The 16307-nt window shown below is 42.8% G+C and carries 16 protein-coding genes; 7 read left to right on the forward strand and 9 right to left on the reverse strand.

The features are described 5' to 3' along the window. Positions 1 to 20: 20 nt before the first annotated feature. The 4 genes from EHO59_RS12550 to EHO59_RS12565 form a co-directional block, all read right to left on the reverse strand. Complete coding sequence (locus EHO59_RS12550) at positions 21 to 1202, reverse strand: acyl-CoA dehydrogenase family protein (RefSeq protein WP_135588569.1); 1182 nt, start codon at positions 1200 to 1202, stop codon at positions 21 to 23. Between the two features lie 145 nt (positions 1203 to 1347). Then, entirely contained in the window at positions 1348 to 1932 is a 585-nt protein-coding gene (locus EHO59_RS12555; RefSeq protein ID WP_135588571.1) for a hypothetical protein, read from the reverse strand. Between the two features lie 12 nt (positions 1933 to 1944). Then, positions 1945 to 3135, reverse strand: a complete 1191-nt coding sequence (locus EHO59_RS12560) for a sterol desaturase family protein (protein ID WP_135588573.1) — start codon at positions 3133 to 3135, stop codon at positions 1945 to 1947. Positions 3136 to 3144: 9 nt separating this feature from the next. Beyond that, positions 3145 to 3933, reverse strand: coding sequence for an SDR family NAD(P)-dependent oxidoreductase (locus EHO59_RS12565; RefSeq protein ID WP_135588575.1), 789 nt, complete (start codon positions 3931 to 3933; stop codon positions 3145 to 3147). Between the two features lie 178 nt (positions 3934 to 4111). Here EHO59_RS12565 and EHO59_RS12570 point away from each other — a divergent pair, with 178 nt between their 5' ends. Both EHO59_RS12570 and EHO59_RS12575 read left to right on the forward strand, forming a co-directional pair. Further along, positions 4112 to 4771, forward strand: coding sequence for a glutathione S-transferase family protein (locus EHO59_RS12570; protein WP_135588577.1), 660 nt, complete (start codon positions 4112 to 4114; stop codon positions 4769 to 4771). 123 nt (positions 4772 to 4894) lie between these two features. Beyond that, positions 4895 to 5131, forward strand: coding sequence for a hypothetical protein (locus tag EHO59_RS12575; RefSeq protein WP_135588579.1), 237 nt, complete (start codon positions 4895 to 4897; stop codon positions 5129 to 5131). A gap of 38 nt (positions 5132 to 5169) precedes the next feature. On the opposite strand, the gene EHO59_RS12580 is transcribed toward EHO59_RS12575, so the two are convergent. Next, positions 5170 to 7131, reverse strand: a complete 1962-nt coding sequence (locus EHO59_RS12580) for a M3 family metallopeptidase (protein WP_135588581.1) — start codon at positions 7129 to 7131, stop codon at positions 5170 to 5172. Between the two features lie 96 nt (positions 7132 to 7227). Here EHO59_RS12580 and lsa23 point away from each other — a divergent pair, with 96 nt between their 5' ends. Together lsa23 and EHO59_RS12590 are read left to right on the forward strand one after the other, a co-directional pair. Continuing rightward, on the forward strand, positions 7228 to 7827 hold the full coding sequence (lsa23, locus tag EHO59_RS12585) for a surface adhesion protein Lsa23 (RefSeq protein ID WP_135588583.1): 600 nt from the start codon (positions 7228 to 7230) through the stop codon (positions 7825 to 7827). Between the two features lie 70 nt (positions 7828 to 7897). Next, a complete protein-coding gene (locus tag EHO59_RS12590) occupies positions 7898 to 9076 on the forward strand; it encodes a MaoC family dehydratase (protein WP_135588585.1) in 1179 nt (392 codons plus the stop codon). Between the two features lie 243 nt (positions 9077 to 9319). Here EHO59_RS12590 and EHO59_RS12595 read toward each other — a convergent pair whose 3' ends face one another. Genes EHO59_RS12595 through metK form a run of 3 tightly spaced genes read right to left on the reverse strand, consistent with a single transcriptional unit; the run spans position 9320 to position 11800 of the window. Next, positions 9320 to 9634, reverse strand: coding sequence for an ATP-dependent Clp protease adaptor ClpS (locus EHO59_RS12595; RefSeq protein WP_135588587.1), 315 nt, complete (start codon positions 9632 to 9634; stop codon positions 9320 to 9322). 46 nt (positions 9635 to 9680) lie between these two features. After that, on the reverse strand, positions 9681 to 10640 hold the full coding sequence (locus tag EHO59_RS12600; protein WP_135588589.1) for a transketolase family protein: 960 nt from the start codon (positions 10638 to 10640) through the stop codon (positions 9681 to 9683). Continuing rightward, positions 10640 to 11800, reverse strand: a complete 1161-nt coding sequence (gene metK, locus EHO59_RS12605; RefSeq protein ID WP_135588591.1) for a methionine adenosyltransferase — start codon at positions 11798 to 11800, stop codon at positions 10640 to 10642. Before metK ends, EHO59_RS12600 begins: the two co-directional genes overlap by 1 nt. Positions 11801 to 11995: 195 nt before the next feature. Between metK and EHO59_RS12610 the strand changes: the two genes are divergently transcribed. The 3 genes from EHO59_RS12610 (at position 11996) to EHO59_RS12620 (ending at position 15516) form a co-directional block, all read left to right on the forward strand. Further along, complete coding sequence (locus tag EHO59_RS12610; RefSeq protein WP_135588593.1) at positions 11996 to 12394, forward strand: ParB N-terminal domain-containing protein; 399 nt, start codon at positions 11996 to 11998, stop codon at positions 12392 to 12394. Positions 12395 to 12710: 316 nt separating this feature from the next. Beyond that, positions 12711 to 13517, forward strand: coding sequence for a major surface lipoprotein LipL32 (lipL32, locus tag EHO59_RS12615; RefSeq protein ID WP_135588595.1), 807 nt, complete (start codon positions 12711 to 12713; stop codon positions 13515 to 13517). 244 nt (positions 13518 to 13761) lie between these two features. Next, a complete protein-coding gene (locus tag EHO59_RS12620) occupies positions 13762 to 15516 on the forward strand; it encodes an acyl-CoA dehydrogenase family protein (RefSeq protein WP_135588597.1) in 1755 nt (584 codons plus the stop codon). Here EHO59_RS12620 and EHO59_RS12625 read toward each other — a convergent pair. After that, complete coding sequence (locus EHO59_RS12625) at positions 15508 to 16269, reverse strand: SDR family NAD(P)-dependent oxidoreductase (RefSeq protein WP_135588599.1); 762 nt, start codon at positions 16267 to 16269, stop codon at positions 15508 to 15510. The genes EHO59_RS12620 and EHO59_RS12625 overlap by 9 nt on opposite strands. Positions 16270 to 16307: the final 38 nt, after the last annotated feature.

The following is a 16307-nucleotide window of genomic DNA, read 5'->3' on the forward strand; positions in this document are numbered from 1 at the left end:
TCCGAAAAGGAAAGACAGATTTAAGATTTCTTAACTTTCGAAGCAGCGTCCTTGATAAGCCCCGCTGCAATCTCGTTTCTTTGAATCTGGCTCGTTCCTTCATAGATCTGTAAAATCTTAGCATCTCTATAAAATTTTTCGACCGGATATTCCTTTGTATAACCATATCCGCCGAAAATTTGCACTGCATCCGAGGCTACTTGAACGGACGAATCCGATGCATAGCATTTTGCCATTGCGGAGAACTTTGCAGCATCCTTGTGAAAGGACTCTGCATATACTCCCGCTTTGTAGGTGAGAAGTCTAGAACCTTCTATTTTGATCGCCATATCAGCAAGCATGTGTTGGATCGCTTGGAAGGAAGAAATCGTAACACCGAATTGTTCTCTCTCTCTTGCATATTCGATCGCAGCGTCAAACGCTCCTTGCATAAGCCCGACTGCTCCTGCAGCAACCGCAGGACGAGAAAGAATAAGAGTCTTGAAAGCATGAAGAAAACCCATATTCTCCTTTCCTCCGATCAAATTCTCTGCCGGCACTTCACAATCTTCCATGATGAGCTGTCTTGTTTCGGAGCAACGAATTCCAAGTTTATCTTCTTTCTTTCCGAAAGAGAATCCCTTGGTCCCTTTTTCGATAATAAAGCAAGAGATCCCTCTAGGGCCCCTATCCTTGTCAGTCATCGCGAATACTGTGTAGATATCCGCTTGGCCCGCACTACTGATCCACTGCTTGGTCCCGTTCAGAACGTAACGATCTCCCTTCTTTGCCGCAACGGTTGCCATAGCAGGAACATCTGAACCGGCCCCCGGCTCTGACAATCCGAATGCTGCTGTCTTCTCTCCTGTGGCAAGAAGAGGAAGCCATTTGTCTTTCTGTTCCTTGGTCCCTCCTACATCGATCGGAAGAGCTCCAAGCTTTGTAGAAGTAAACGCTGTGTTCACACCCAAGCATCCCCAAGAGATCTCTTCTGCGAGAACGATCCCTCCCATCATTCCATAACCTAAACCGCCATGCTCCTCGTCGAACAAGGCTTGGTAAAGACCAGCTTCTTTAAATTTTTGTAAAATAGCCTTAGGATATTCGTTGTTTTCATCGTAATGCATACGATTCGGGACCACTTCTTTTCGGACCACGTCCCTCACCAAGTCTCTAAGCTGTTGTAATTCTTCCGGTAGATCAAATTGAAATGCTGAGTTCAAGATCGCCTCCTAGGCTTCTATTTTCCGATTCAACGGTTGGATTCCATTGCAAGAATGCAAAAACCGACCGCGTAGAGCAAGACGCTTACGGGAAAAGAGGAGGCAAATATTAGTTTTATATACTAACTAAGAAGAAACAGCTCGTTTAGAAAGAAACGGAAAGAAGCCAAACTGCAATTAGAACATACAAAAGGCTAGTCAGGAAATACTGAGGATCCGCTTCGAAGGAAGATTTTTGGATCTGAGATTGTCCGAATCTTTTCTTTAATTCTTCGAATTCCAAACCCAATCTCTTGGTATCTCTTAAGAAAAGTCTTTCTCCTATTCTAAACTGTCTACCTTTCTGATCCTTTAGCAGAAAGATCGCAGTTCTATTAAAATGAAAGGTATAATAGGAAGAAATCTCCGGCCAAGAGAGCTTCCATGCAGTTCGAATAGATCCGAAAAAACGAGGAAGTATCTTTAGCTCGATTCCTTTTTCATCCACGATCACTCTTCCTTTCTGCACGGAATACAAAAAAGCCATTACGCATAAAAAGACCGAGAGGAGTCTATATTCCTGGCTTTTCAAATGAGAAAGTACATTAGAAAACCAAGATATTCCTTCCAAACCCTTTTGAACGAATTCTAACTCCAGGATCCTAAGCGGGATGATCACGGAGACCAGATAGATCAAAGGGCGAATCGTGATCGGCCTTACCTCAAAAACAAGCTTTTCAGTTTCGCTCAATCTCTATCTTCCTTATGAAGCAAATTGCAGGAAAAGAATGCCACCTAATGCTGCGAACTTCAGCACTTCCCATTTCCAGACATTCTTTCTTCCATCCCATAAAAGACCTAAAGAAAGAAGAGCGAGAAGGAACCAAAGTCCGAATCCAAGAAACGCCGGTGTTTGCACTTTTCCTAATTTAACAAGTTTTAATAAATAAACAGAAGAAGCTGCTAAAAGTAAAAACTGTAGGATCCCATACCATTTGGCCGAGGCAGAGATTACCGGATCGAACTTTCTATACTTAGATCGATCGATTTCCGAAATCCTCTTCTCTCCTCCCAAAGAATCCGGTCTCCAGTCTGGCTTCTTGATCAGAAGAAGGAACTTATCCTTCCAACCAGGAGTTTCCTTTACCAAACCCCAAAGAGAAATGTAGACATGAAAATTCGCCCACACAGGATTAAAAGTAGGAAGAGGCTCTGTCAGACCGTAGATCGGTTCCTTCTTCTCCTCAGCATACGTGCCAAACCATTTATCCCAGAGAATAAAAATGCCTCCATGGTTCTTATCCAGATACTCAGGATCTCTTCCATGATGAACTCTATGATGAGAAGGAGTCAGAAGAACTTTTTCCATCCAGCCAAGTTTACCGATCAATCGGGTATGTACCCAAAACTGATAGATCTTCAAAATCCCATGACAAAAAAAGAACATCCACCAAGGCACTCCTAGTAATGCCAAAGGAAGGTTGAACGCATACTCGAATGCTCTTTGCACCATGGACTGACGCATAGCAACAGTCAGGTTGAATTCCTCACTCGAATGATGAGTGACATGGCAGGCCCAAAGAAAATGGACTTCATGAGTCGCCCTATGGAACCAATAGTAGATAAAATCCACCGCAACTAAAACAAAGGTCCAGGCAAGAAAAGCATCCGCTCTGAAAAACCAACCATTCTCATTCTTTCCGAACGGAGAAGCACTCGGAAAATCGGACAAATGAAACACCGATTGCAATGAGAAGAATATTCTAATTTTCTCATATACATACAGGGACACGATCGTGATCAGCACACCGCTAATAGAATACAAGATACCTGTAGCCAGATCGGTGATCGAATCGTTCCAACGATAGACTTCTTTTCTTCTTCCCCAAAGAGATTCTAAAAGGACAAATCCCAGAAAGAAAGGAACCGCCTTATCTAAAATCGTTTCTTCCATGTTGGATCCTCAGTGCTGGTCCACTGTGTTCAAAAACTTAGCTAGTTTTCTTACGATAAAACGAGGAGTGATTCTCACTGACTGAGCCATAACCTTGTTCGCGATTCCGGAGACAACGACAGCTTTGCCTGATTTCACTCCATCGTATCCGATCTTAGCTACGAAGGAAGCCTCCGCCTTAGGAACAAGACCACTATTTAGGATGGCAGACTTATCCATCTCCGCTCTCTTAAAGAATTCGGTTTTGGTCGGCCCGGGACAAAGGCAGGTAACCGTGATGCCGTCTTTTCGAACTTCTTCAGCGAGTCCTTCTGAGAAGAATAGAACGTATGCCTTCGATGCATAATAATTCGTCATCATCGGCCCAGGCTGAAACGCTGCGGTAGAAGCGACATTTAGGATCTTGCCGGAATGTCTTTCTCTCATCTCTTTCAAGAACAAATGAGTGAGCTCCACAAGAGAGGTTACATTGACTTGGATGAGATCTAATTCTTCTTTCAGATCCAGTGCGTGAAATTTTCCGTTCGTGCCAAAACCTGCGTTGTTGACTAACAGATCCACGAGAGCTTTTTTCTTTTTAGCGAAATCATAGATCTTCTTAGGAGACTTAGGATCGGCAAGATCTGCGGAGAGAATTTCTACGCTCGCTCCCAAACTTTCCATTTCCTTTTTCACCGAATTTAGCGTCTTAGTATTTCTTGCGACTAAGATCAGATCGTATCCGTCCTTAGCAGCGAGTTTTGCGATCTCATATCCGATCCCGACAGTTGCGCCGGTAATCAAAGCGGTTTTTTTCATGATACTTACTATTCCCTTTAGAAAGAGACCTGCTCTTTCTTTCGATGCCAATATTAGATTTGGTTTTATACTTAGGAAAGAAGAAAATGAGAAACGAATCGCAAGAAGATGTAGGAAGTCCTACAATTTCGAAAAACGCTTTACCTCTCGAATCGAATGCGTATCATCTTGAACTCTCATGATGAAACTATACGGTTATCCGATCAGTAATTATACTAATAAAGTCAAATTGGCACTCTTGGAAAAGGGACTGGAATTCGAGGATGTGCGTACCGGATTCTCTCAAGAAGAAGAATTTTTACAGAAAAGTCCGATGGGTAAGATTCCCTATTTGGAAGTGGATGGAAAGTTTCTCTTCGAATCCCAAGCTATCTTGGAATTTTTAGATGAGGCATATCCGGACACCAAACGCCTCATTCCTAAAGATCCTTTCGAAGCCGCTCATGTCCGTTCCATTATCTCAATGATCGAAGGCTATATTGATATCCCTGCTCGCAGGATCTATACTAAGATCGTAGAAGGCATCGAACTCACTCCTGAAACGATAGAGTCTGCAAAAAAATCCATGCAGAAAGGAGTAAAGGCTCTCTCGAGGATCGTAAAATTCTCTCCTTATATCGCCGGAAAAGAATTCACTGCGGCAGACTGCTCAGCATTCGCTACCTTTTCGATCATCAACGATCATATTGGAGACTGGATCAGTCCAAATCCGCTAGACGAACTTCTCGGTTTGAAACCATATCTGGAAATGATGTTAGCCGATCCGAAGGCTGCAAAAGTAGATAAGGCAAAATCTACCGTTATGAAGGCCTTAAAAAGAATTCGAAAACAATTCTAAACTCTTTAGATCACCTGAATTTTTGTGCGCCGCGTTTCTTAGTAAGGAAAATGTTCCTGAAAACGAGGTTTCTAAAAATCTGGTTGACTGGTTCGGTTCGGAAATTAACTTGCTGGTGTCTTTATGGAAACAGAGAAAGTCATTTCCGTCCCAATCAAAGAACTTCCTCATCTAAAAGTGATTCTTGCTGGATGGTACAATTTTTTAAAGGATAGCTACGACCAGAAAGCCATCGATGCGAATTCTTTTAAGGACTCTCTCAAGACGAACGTGGTCTATAATATTGATTCGGACCAGATAGAATTGCTTCTCTCTGGCACAGAACAACTTCTGCAGAATTTCCGAAAAAAGCTCTCTTAAGATTTTTTCTTTTTCAAGATAAATGGCCTATATTTCGCTTAGGCCACTAAATCATATAATTTTAATAAAGCATCCGGTTCTGGGTCTCTTCCTAAGAACTTTTTGAATAGAACCATTGCATTTTCGGAGCCGCCCTTCTCCAAGACTTCTGTTCTATATTTAAAAGCAAGAGCCTCGTCAAAAATTCCCTTGGAACGGAATGCAAAGAATGCATCTGCTGCGAGTAACTCGGCCCACTTATAACTGTAATAGCCTGCGGCATATCCGCCTGAGAAAATATGACCGAACCCATTTTGGAATCTATTATAGCCCGGTGGGATCATCACACTCACTTCATTTCGAACCTGATCCAAAATATTTTGGACTTCAGACTCGGAATGTTTTTGCAAATGGATCCTGATATCAAAGATACCGAACTCTAACTGCCGTACCACTCCCATCCCGGCCAAAAAGTTTTTAGTGTCCTTGAGCTTTTGTGCAAGCTCAGTCGGCATAGGCTTTCCAGTTTCATGATGGTACGCAAAGAAACTCAATACTTCCGGCTCGTAGGCAAAATTTTCTAAGAACTGAGAAGGAAATTCCACAGCATCCCATTCCACACCGTTGATCCCACTGACAGGAGGCTCGTCAATCTTTGCGCACAAATGGTGAAGAGCATGTCCCATCTCATGGAAGAATGTAACTACATCCGAATGTTTCAGCAAAGAAGGAGCTCCTTCCTTAGAAGGAGGAAAATTGCAGACTACAAATGCAGAAGGAAGAATAATCTTATCAGCAATCTTGTTTCTGGTTTCCCAATGATTCATCCAGGCTCCGCCTTGCTTGTCCTTACGGGCTTCTAAATCCAAGTAGAGACGAGCCACGATATCGTTTCCGTTCTTTACATGAAATACTTCCGTTTTAGGATCCCAGATAGGAGCGCTTGCCTTCTCAAATTTCAAACCAAGCAATTTTTCGATAAAAGAGAATGCTCCCTTTACCACGGTGTTCTTTTCGAAATAAGGTCTCGTCTCTTCCTCATCAAAATCATATAAGGATTTCTTTAATTTCTCGGATACATAGGAAGAATCGTATGCCTGCAAATCGGAGATTCCGAGTCCTTTGGCAAAATCTTGCAATTGGGTAAATTCTTTCTGAGCTACCGGCTTTGCCATTTGTCCTATCTTTTCTAAGAAAGAAAGGACCTGCGTAGGAGAGTCCGCCACCTTAGTAGCCAAGGAAGACTCTGCAAAATTTTGGTATCCTAAGATCTTTGCGGATTCGTCTCTTAGACTTAAGATCTCTTCGAGCACTTTTCCATTTTGAGGAGCTCTGGTAACGTAAGCCTTATACAATTCCTCTCTCTTAGAACGATTGGTCCCATAAGTCATATAAGCGCTATAACTAGGAAATTGAAGAGTGAATGTATAGGTTCCATCTTCATTTCTGTACAATGCCTTATCCGATTCAGGAAGTTCCTTTACATCCTCTTCGGATTCTATCTTTAACTCGAAAGAATTGGTAGCATCCAAAAGATTTTGAGAGAATTGATTTTGCAGATCGGAAAGCCGAAGATGGATCTCTTGGATACGATCCTTCTCCTTTGTAGGAAGTCCCACCCCGCCAAGCTTAAATTGCAAGATAGCGTCCTCTAAGACTTTCGCTTTGGGACGATCTAAGCTCTTCTTCTCTTTTTCATAAATGGTGGAATACGCTCGATAGAGTTCCTCATTCTGACTGAGCTCCGTATAAAACTCGGTCACCTCAGGAAGGATCTCCGTATAATTTGCTTGGGTTTCTTCGCTATTCTTCACGCTGTTTAGATGAGAAAGAACGGTAAACTCTTCCTGCAATTCTTCCATTACATCGTTCAAGGGTCGTATTACAGACTCATAATTCAGATCAGTTTTTGCCAAGACATCGGTCAATGTTTGTCGGGCTTGCTTGATCTTCTCTCTGACCAATTCCCTTTGAGAAGAAAGTGCAAGATTCGGGAAGTCGCGGAATAAAGAAGAGTTCATGGTTTACATGCTTCCAATTACTTAGATGGAAAGCATCTATTTTCCATCTTGACAAGATTGAAAAACTCATTCGAATTCGGGCTTGGTTTCGTTCTTATGAAAGCGTATTTACTTCTTCTTTGCTTAGCCATGATCGTAGGCTGCCAATCTCCACCACTACCCGAGTTCAAGCCTCCGGATTCTATCTGCCCGAAAACGGATCTTCTTCTCTTGGCCCAACCAGAGATAGATATCAAATCGGGAAATAGTTTAATCGCTGTTTATTGTAAGAATGATATCACTCCATCCGGTTCGGAATGGGAAGTCAGTCTGGTTTTCGAAGACGAGATCCATCCGAATTCTTGGAAGGATTTCTTTTATAGGATCTATAGAAGGATCAAGTACGGAAGGAATTATGATATAGAGTCTTTCACAATCCGTTTGGAGCCAGATGGAAGGACCTTTCAATTGGATTTGAAAAATGTGTATTCAGGAAGCCAAAACTTCTATCAGGATCCGGTAGAACATAAGGATAGCGTCCTTGCTTCTCACAGTCTCGAGAATAAGAACTCGGTCCCTGTAGTTTACATAAATACCTGGAACCATATGTTTGGGGAAAAAGATACGAATCCGGATCTTCAAAAGCAGGAACACCTTCTATCCGAATTCAGGTTCGGTTCCAGGCGCCAATTGGATCTGTATTTCGGATCTCGCTAGTCGAAAAAGCCTTTTCCGACAAAAGCAGCCCGAAATCCTGGAAGAAACTTAAAGAAGAGGCAGGATCTCTATGTCAAAAATCCCTACTTCCCCCTTTGCGGAATTGGGTCCGAAAACTCCAGTGGACACCGGAAAAGTGAAACGGGGCATTTACGGCAGATATCTGGAAGAATTTACCGAAGGAGCAATCTTCGAGCATCCTAGAGAACTCACAATCGATCGTTCCTTTGCACAAGAATTCGCAACTACATTCATGGAAGCGAATCCTCTTTATCTTTCCTCTCCCTATGCACAAGCTCACGGGTTTAAGGACTTATTAGTTTCCCCATTAATGGTGTTTAACGTGGCTCTTTCCTTAGGAGTCCAGAACGATTCCGAAAAAGCACTGGCAAACCTCGGATACTACGACGTTCAATTCTTAAAACCTGTTTATCCGGGAGATACTCTTTCGGCTAAAACCAAAATCCTCAAAATAGACGATAAAGGTGCTGATAAGCCTGGTATCGTTCATGTTAGAACTCTTTGCCTGAACCAAAACAGAGAGTTAGTTCTTCAATACGAAAGAAAGATCATGATCTATCATTCCAATGGAAAACCGAAAGGAACTCCTAAGCCAGTTGTGAAAGAAGCTTTCTTTCCTGAGACAGATAGTCCTAGTATAGATCTTCCTGAGTTAAAACTTCCGAAAGGATTTGAGACTGCGACTTGGGCGGACACTTACTTTGAAAGTTTCGAGCCAGGACAGATTTATATCCATCAAAATGGAAGAACAATCACAGACGAACATTTTCCTTGGACATACAGAGTAGGAAACACTCACCCTCTTCATTACGATAAACTATACTCTGCTGGAATTTCCGGACCGATGGGAGGAGAGCCTGTAGTATATGGAGGACTCGTATTCGCATGGCTTTGTGGTCTCGCTTCCCGAGATACCACTGAGAATGTTCTTTGGGATCTTGGATTCACCGAAGGATATCATACTCAACCTTCTTTCAGCGGAGACACTGTGACTGCAATTTCCAGAGTTCTATCCGTGAAAGATAGAGGAACTGAATTCGGCATTCCAGCCGGAGAGGTCCATATCCAATTCATCGGTCTCAAGAATATCAAGGCAAACGATGCGTATGAAAAATTCGGCGCAGATCTTTTCTTGAAAGAGAACGATAAGAAGAAGCTTGGAAAAGAAAAACTTCCGGAGAAGATCTTCGAGATCGAAAGAAAGATCTTAATTAAGAAGAAGTTCTAAAGAAAACTCGATCAGGGAACGGAACTTCCGTTCCCACGCATTCGAGCAAAGCGAAGCAAAATCTTAAATCTTGAACTGAGATTCGAAAAAACAGTTCCCACGTAATTTAAGCAAAGCGCGCCCCCACCCTGCACTTGGGAGGGGGGAGTGGCCCGTGGGCAAACCCTTCCCCAACTATCACAGAATCCTTTTTTTGACAACCACCAAAAACTAGTTCCCACATTGTGTAGGAACTATCGAGTCTTAGCTTTCTAAAGTAGCACTCATAGAACCCTTGGAGGCAGGAAGCAGGGGATCGGGTCCGTAATTTAAGATCAGGTCTTGGATATGTTCCGCGTGTTCTAACTCACCTGCGAACACTACGGTCTTCTTTTGCGCATCAACTTCTACCGCATGACCGAAGGCTTGCTCCGGAGTCATCTTGCATACATCCATGAGCATGGTGATCACATACTCGTACGTATGCTCATTGTCATCCCAGAGAACGACCCTCCAAGGCCCTCCGGTATAGACCGGATCTTCGGTGGTCGTTTCTTCTACTGTAGGTGAACCAGGCATAACTGTAGAACCGAAAGACTGGCGATCCTTCGATCGCCTCTTTTTATTATTTGGATTGGACTGCTTTTTTAGCCAATTCCACTATGTTTTTGGATCTGAGGCCGAAATAATCCAATAGTCCGGACCAAGTCCCTGATTTACCGAAAGTGTCCTTCATCCCAAGTTTCAAAACTCGGACAGGATATTCTTCGGAAAGAAATTCACTCACTGCAGAACCCAAACCGCCGACTACATTGTGCTCTTCGCAAGTGACTACTGCTCCGCAGAGTTTCGCGTATTTCAAAATGGCTTCTTTGTCGATCGGCTTGATCGTCGCCATATTCAAAAGAGTGGCTTGGACTCCTTCTGCCTCGAGTTCTTTGACGGCGATCATCGCCTCGTTTACCAGAACCCCGTTTGCAATAATAAGAACATCCTTTCCTTCTCTTAAGACTTCTGCCTTTCCGATTTGGAATTTATAATTTTCTCTTTCTATTACAGGAACATTCGGGCGGCCCACTCTCACGTAGACTGGTCCCTTATAATCTGCAATTGCATGAATGACTTGCTTCGTTTCATTATAATCTGCCGGGCAGATCACTACCATCTCTGGGATGGCTCTCATTGTAGCAAAATCCTCAATACATTGGTGAGAAGCTCCATCCTCTCCAACGGTAATCCCGCCGTGAGAGGCCACAAGCTTCACATTTAAGAATGGATAAACGATACTATTGCGCACCACTTCCCAAGCCCTTCCCGAAAGGAACATGGCAAAGGAAGAAGCGAATGGAACAAAACCGGACAAGGCCAGGCCGGCCGCATGACCTACCAGGTTTTGCTCAGCCACACCCACGTTAAAGAATCGATCCGGAAATGCCTTCGCGAATTTATTCGTCTTGGTCGAACCGGAAAGATCGGCATCTAGAACGACTACGTCTTGGCGAGAAGCGCCTAATTCGTGTAAGGCGTCTCCGTATCCGTCTCGAGTCGCTTTTTGGTCCGCTGTGGATGTGGAAACTGCTCCCATTAGCCTTTCAATGCTCCCGCTTTATCGGTTCTTTCCCAGGTGAAGGTCTCTCCAGATCTACCGAAATGCCCGTAAGCAGCGGTTTCTCTGTATTTTCTTCCCTTCTCTAACAATAGTAAGGATTCAGTGATCCCTCTTGGAGTTAGTTTGAAGTTTGCTTTGATTCTCTTAACGATTTCTTCTTCGGAAAGCTTGCCTGTTCCGAAAGTATCTACGTGAACCGAAACAGGTTCCGCAACACCGATCGCATACGCTAACTGCACTTCACACTGAGATGCAAGTCCTGCCGCGACAATATTTTTAGCGATATATCTTCCCATATATGCCGCAGAACGGTCCACTTTGGAAGGATCCTTACCGGAGAAGGCTCCTCCTCCGTGACGTCCGTATCCACCATACGTATCCACGATGATCTTACGTCCGGTAAGACCAGTATCTCCGTGAGGCCCACCGATGATGAATTGGCCGGTTGGATTAATAAAGTATTTCGTATCCTTTAAGAAGTTTGCAGGGATCACCTTTTTGATACATTCTTCAATGACAGATTCTTCGATCTGTTTGTGAGAAACTTCCGGAGCGTGTTGTGTAGAAATCACAACGGTGTCCACACGAGAAGGTTTTCCGTTCTTGTATTCAACGGTTACCTGGGATTTAGCATCAGGACGAAGCCATTTCAATTTTCCATCATGGCGAAGTCCGGATAAATGTCTTACTAACTCGTGAGAGTAATAGATAGGCATTGGCATAAGTTCAGGAGTTTCATCGATCGCGAAACCGAACATCAAACCTTGGTCTCCAGCTCCTTGCTCTTTAAAAAGACCTTCTCCTTCGGTAACTCCTTGGGAAATATCAGGACTTTGTGCATGAATATGAGAAGAAACCACCGCAAATTCTGCATCGAAGCCTAAAGATACATCGTTGTATCCAATATCTTTGATAACGTTTCTTGCGATCTCTACTGCGTCTATTTTTCCCTTGCTGGTTACCTCTCCGGCAACTACTACCAAGTTGGTAGTCACTAAAGTTTCGCAGGCCACCCTGGATTTAGGATCCTGAGCTAAATATGCGTCTAAAATCGCATCCGATATTTGATCGCAAACCTTGTCCGGATGTCCTTCTGATACGGATTCCGAGGTAAAGATAAAGTCTTGCAGGGACATTTAGGTTCAATTCCTATACTGTTGAATTCTATGGGCGAAACTTTGTCGCTTAAAACTAAAAACCTAGCCAAGTCGTCACTGTCAAGTGAATCCGGTCCGGAATCATCGGGCTAAAAGTGAGCTTGTAAGGGAATTTTAGTCAAAACTTCCGAAATTGGTTTGTAGGATTTATACGGTGAAAAAAGCATTTCTTAGATGAAAATTCGGGTCTCCGATATTAAGGTCAAGAATCGCATTCGCAAAGAACTTGGCGACCTCCACGGTCTCAAAACTTCCATCCAGAATCTAGGGCTTTTACATCCTATCATTATAGACTTGGATAATAAATTAGTCTCCGGCGAGAGAAGGCTGGAATGTGTAAAGCTTTTAGGTTGGGAATATGTCGATGTTCGCATAGTCGACGTTAGAAGTAAAAAAGAAAGGATCTTGATCGAAGCAGAAGAGAACAACGTGCGTCTCCCCTTCACTGCTGAAGAACAGGAAAGAGCCCAAAAACTTTTAAGAAGATATTCTCATACAGGTATCCTAGGTAGAATCTTTGCCTGGCTCATGGATCTTTGGGAGTGGTTTTGGTCCTGGCTTTTTAAAAGTTAATCTCATTTCCATAACGAACATTTTCTCAAAAGATTCGTTATGGAAAATTCAATCCTTCTTCCGATTCTCATTCATTCCAATAGAACTAGTTTTATGAACCCTGAATACTGATTGCTAAGAGAAGCAATGGTAATTCGATTCCTCTCTTCGCGAAAAATATTTCCATCACCAAAGTAAAAACCAAGATCGCAAATTCGTCTGAAGGTGATAATTTTTGCACCGCAAAAGAATCATGGAAACAAAAATTTATTAATTAGATTTACAAAAAGGAATCTCTTCTCTATCTTGAGCAATCCATACCAAGGAGATCTCTCGAATGAAAAAATCTTCGATCCTTATAATCTCTACCGCTATATTGGTCAGCTTTGCTGCTTGTATCGGTGGACTCCCCGGCTTACAAAGTAACTTTGTAGTTGGAGAGCATGAAATTCCCGGCGTAGGAACTAAGAAGCTTTTCGCACCTTATTCCGAAACTGTGAATTATTGGGGATACATCAAACCAGGACAAGCCGCTGACGCAGTCGTTAATGGAAAGAAATCATATTTCCTTTATCTTTGGGTTCCAGCAGCTATCGTTGAACTAGGCGTTCGCTTAATTTCCCCTACCGGAGAAATTGGTGAGCCAGGAAGCGGCGACTTCGTAAGTGATGCTTTCAAAGCAGCCACTCCAGAAGAAAAAAGCATGCCAAACTGGTTTGATACATGGATCCGCATTGAGCGTTTAGCAGCTATTATGCCTAACCAAATCGAAGGCGCTGCTAAAGGAAAAGCTCTTCAAAATCTTGGAGACAATGATGATGGAGACGATACTTACAATGAAGAGCGTCACGCTAAGTACAACTCTTTAACTCGTATCCAAATCCCGAACATTCCTAAGAGCTTAGATGAACTGAAAAACATCGACACTAAAAAACTTTTAGTTCGCGGTCTTTACAGAATCACTTTCACTACTTACAAAGTAGGAGAAGTTAAAGGTTCTTTCGTAGCTACTGTAGGAGTTCTTGGCCCTCCAGGCACCCCAGGACTTTCTCCGATTCTTCACGCAAACCCTGCTGAATTGCAAAAATTAGCAACCGCTGCTGAAGAAGCTCTGAAAGCTGCTATCTCTGGAGAGAAGAAGTAATCCTTCTTTTTTTCTGATTAGCTTAAAAGCCGTCGGGAAACCGGCGGCTTTTTTTATTTCTTTCCACCTGTAAAAACTTTCTCTTTATTATCTAGTCTCGATACATCTCCTCTCTAAAATATTCATAAACAAAAAACGATAAGATTTCGGATTTTTCCCTTTCCTTCCTTTCCAATCGAAATTAAGGCTTCCATTAGAAGCCAAACATGTATGAACAAAAGTTCAATTAATACGGAGCTGACTCATGATAGAGAATAATTATTTCCTCCAAAATGAAGACCTAGTACAACATTTCGAATTCTTAATAGACTGGGAAGAGATAGTAAACGCCTTCGAACTAGGATTTCTGGACAAACAAGAATACGATAAGACCGGAAAAGAAGAATTTTCGATGGCTCCCGCCAGTAAAGAAGAAGCATTAGAATTCTATAAATCCGTTTTAGAATCTGCAGGAGAACTCGCAGGAATAGAGATATCTCCAATCGTTCAGAAAATGGACATAGAGGGTTTAAAATACAAAGAAGGAAAAGTAGAATTCCCGCAGGTCATGATAAACGCGGTAAATAAAGTGAAGGAAGCAGGGATCCTTCCCTATTCCATCGGTCGCAAACACGGCGGATTAGGACTTCCTTGTTCCGTGCAAGCAATGCTTATGGAAATCTTTTCTAGAGCCGACGGCTCACTCGCGATCGCGTTGGGTTGTATGAATCTTGCGGAAACAATAGAAAGATTCGGCTCAGAAGAAATGGTAGAGACTTACGTACCCAAAATGGCTGCCGGAGAACTTTGTGGCGCCATGGCATTGACCGAACCGAATTACGGATCCGATCTTCCCAATCTACAAACAAGAGCGATCAAAGGAGAAGACGGAGTATGGAGAATCACTGGCGCAAAAAGATTCATCACTCACGGTTGCGGCTTTGCTGATAAACCTTCTATCATTCTCACGTTAGCAAGAACAGGAAGTCCTACGAGTGGAGCAAGAGGTCTTTCCTTCTTCTTAGTCAAAAGCGAAGATGTCTATATCGCAGGAATCGAAAAGAAAATGGGACTCCACTGCTCTCCTACCTGCGAGGTTGTATACGAAGATACTCCAGGCATCCTCGTAGGAGAAGAAGGTTACGGATTAGTAAAATACTCTATGGCAATGATGAACGGAGCCAGATTGTCCATCGCAGGGCAAGCAATGGGAATAGGAATGGCTGCTTATGGAGAGGCTAAAAAGTACGCCGAAGAAAGAGAACAGTTCGGCAAGAAGATCCAAAATATCCCCGCTGTCCGTAAGATGCTGGAACTCATGGACAGAGAGATCATTGCGATGCGTGCAATCCTACAAGAGGCTTCCAGGTCCATAGATCTATACCATTGGAAATCCGAGAGATGGAAAGAACAGGGAATGGACGAAAGAGAGATCAAGAAAGAGGAGAGCATTAAAAAATGGGAAAAGCTCGCCAACCTATTTACTCCTCTTTCCAAATACTATATTACGGAACAAGCAAATAGGATCGCTTTCGACTCATTGCAAATCCATGGAGGCGCCGGCTACACCTACGACTATGATATTTCCAGGATCTACAGAGATGTCAGGATCACAAATATCTACGAGGGAACTACTCAATTGCAAGTGGTGGCGGCAATCGGAGGAATCGTTACCGGCCTAAGCGCCAAAGGAATATTACGTCAATACCTGGATGAAGAAATGAATTCCTTCTCCCCGAGCAAAGAACTGTCGGAAAATCGGGAAAAATTAGAAAGATCTCATGAACTCTATCTGTCCTTAGAGAACGGAGAAAATAAGGATGAGGTAGCTTTCGAACTCGTGGAATCTGCGACCAGAGTGATCATCGGTGTTGTTTTGGAAAGAGGCCTCAAAAAGTTAGATGGGACCGCAAGAGAAAAGAGAGCGGACCTAGTTAGGGCTTATAACCTAGATAGCTCCGCATTATTGGAATATAATAAGATCCGAATAGAAAATAAGAAAACGAAGGTCTTAGCTTAAGGCCTTCTTTCTTTTCCAATTTTCTATGATCTGATAGATTCTTAACGGATATATTAAAAATCTATCAACAAACATCATTAGGGAAAATATCTTAGAAGGTAATACCTTTTTCTTGTTCCATTCTATCCCTCGAATGACTGCAGAAGCGACTTGTGCAGGGGTTTGAGATGGAAATGGAACAGGGACCTTCTTTCCGGCCGCATCAAAGAAATTCGTGCGCGTGGCGATCGGATAAACGATCATAAGCCTATGTGGCTTTTTCAATTCGAATTGAAAAGCTTCTGCAAAGGAATGAACCGCTGCCTTAGTTGCAGAATACAACGCATACCCGGGAATAGAAAGAAAACTCATAGCAGAAGCAGTGATAATATAATAAACCGGGTTCTTGTATTCTGCTTGTACCTTTTGCAATCCATAGATTGCAGAGAACACATTGGTCTGAAAGATCTTCTCCATCCTCTTCCAATCCGGCTTTTTGATCTCTTCATAATAGGCAAATCCAGCATTCGCGTAGAAGATATCAATCCCTCCCAAGACTTTTTCAGCCTCTTTAAAGATCTTATCCACATTTGCGGAAGCAGACACATCGCATTTGAATTTAGTTACTCTCTTGTCTTTCACATCTAAGCGAGAAGGATCTAGGTCCACAGCTAATATTTGAACTCCCTCATATTGAAGAAACTTAAGTAAAGTCTCCTTCCCTATTCCGGAGGCTGCTCCAGTGATCACTATCCTTTTACCGCGAATGTCCATTTTGTCTTCCTATCTAAAATCGTATGAGAAGCTAATTT

Source organism: Leptospira semungkisensis, assembly GCF_004770055.1.
Classification (GTDB): domain Bacteria; phylum Spirochaetota; class Leptospiria; order Leptospirales; family Leptospiraceae; genus Leptospira_B; species Leptospira_B semungkisensis.